Source organism: Brevundimonas sp. (assembly GCF_003248455.1).
In the GTDB taxonomy this organism is placed as follows: Bacteria; Pseudomonadota; Alphaproteobacteria; order Caulobacterales; family Caulobacteraceae; genus Brevundimonas.
In genome coordinates this window covers 1-1,367 of record NZ_QFNM01000074.1, presented here as the reverse complement: position 1 = coordinate 1,367, position 1,367 = coordinate 1, and the positions used below count along the sequence as shown (strand labels likewise).

At 64.0% G+C, this 1,367-nt stretch carries 3 protein-coding genes and 1 pseudogene; all 4 read right to left on the bottom strand.

Annotated features, from left to right (window positions below; translation table 11 throughout):
- Positions 1-9: 9 nt before the first annotated feature.
- A complete protein-coding gene (gene rplF, locus DI624_RS16035) occupies positions 10-543 on the bottom strand; it encodes a 50S ribosomal protein L6 (RefSeq protein WP_291540549.1) in 534 nt (177 codons plus the stop codon).
- 1 nt (position 544) lies between these two features.
- On the bottom strand, positions 545-943 hold the full coding sequence (rpsH, locus tag DI624_RS16030) for a 30S ribosomal protein S8 (protein ID WP_054765468.1): 399 nt from the start codon (positions 941-943) through the stop codon (positions 545-547).
- Between the two features lie 15 nt (positions 944-958).
- Complete coding sequence (gene rpsN / locus DI624_RS16025; RefSeq protein ID WP_017506048.1) at positions 959-1,264, bottom strand: 30S ribosomal protein S14; 306 nt, start codon at positions 1,262-1,264, stop codon at positions 959-961.
- A 19-nt stretch (positions 1,265-1,283) separates the two neighbouring features.
- Positions 1,284-1,367 (bottom strand): annotated as a pseudogene (locus DI624_RS16020) (50S ribosomal protein L5); the annotation flags it as partial.

Below are 1,367 nucleotides of genomic sequence, written 5' to 3'. Positions count from 1 at the left end.
AGCCATGACTTACTTCTTCTTGCCTTCCTTGCGACGCACGGTCTCGCCGGCGTAACGGACGCCCTTGCCCTTGTAGGGCTCCGGCGGACGCAGCTTGCGGATGACCGCGGCGACCTGACCGACAGCCTGCTTGTCCGAGCCCGAGATCTTGATCTCGGTCTGCTTGGGAACAGCGAAGCTGACGCCGGCCGGCGGGTCGATGTCGACTTCGTGAGAGAAGCCGAGTTGCAGCGACAGGGCGTCGCCCTTCATCGCGGCGCGGTAGCCCACGCCGACCAGTTCCAACGACTTTTCGAAGCCCGAGGTGACGCCCGTGACCATGTTGTCGACCAGGGTCCGCGACAGACCCCACATCGCGCGGGCGCGAGGCGTGTCCGAACGCGGGGTCAGCGACAGGTCGTCGCCTTCCTGCTTGACTTCGATCTCTTCGGCGACGGTCCAGGCGCGTTCGCCCTTGGGCCCCTTGACCGTGATGTTCTGGCCGTCGAGCGTGACAGTCACGCCCTTCGGCACGGCGATGGTTTTCTTGCCGATACGGGACATATCAGTAGACCCTGCAGAGGACTTCGCCGCCGACATTGGCGTCGCGAGCGGCGGCGTCGGACATGACGCCCTTCGAAGTCGAAAGGATCGAAATGCCGAGGCCGTTCTTGACGGGCTTCAGATCGCCGATCGCGGAGTAGACGCGGCGGCCCGGCTTGGACACGCGCGCGATCTCGGCGATGACGGGCTGGCCGTCGAAGTACTTCAGCTCGATCTCGAACTGCGGAAACTCGCCCGGGTTCTGAACCAGGTTGTAGCCGCGGATGTAGCCTTCGTCCTGCAGCACGTCGAGGACGCGCTGGCGCAGACGCGAGGCCGGGGTCAGCACCTTGGAACGCTTGCGGGTCGCCGCGTTCTTGATGCGAGCGATCATGTCGCTCAGGGGATCGTTGATCATCATGTCTGTTCGCTCCCCTTACCAGCTGGACTTCGTCAGGCCGGGAATCTGGCCCAGGTTGCCCAGTTCACGCAGCGCGATCCGGCTCATCTTGAGCTTGCGGTAAAACGCGCGCGGACGACCCGTCACTTCGCAGCGATTGCGAATGCGGCTCGGCGCGGAGTTGCGCGGCAGGGCGGCCAGTTGCAGGCGCGCCTCGAAGCGCTCCTCCAGCGGCAGGTTCTCGTCGTTGGCGGTCGCCTTGAGGGCGGCGCGCTTTGCGGCATACTTCGCAACCAGGGCCTTGACGGCTTCGTTGCGGTTTACGGCGCTTTTCTTAGCCATTGTGCTCTTCCCTTCCCGCTCAGTTCTTCACGAACGGGAACTTGAACTCGGTGAGGAGAGCCTTGGCTTCCTCATCGGTCTTGGCCGTGGTGCAGACGACAAT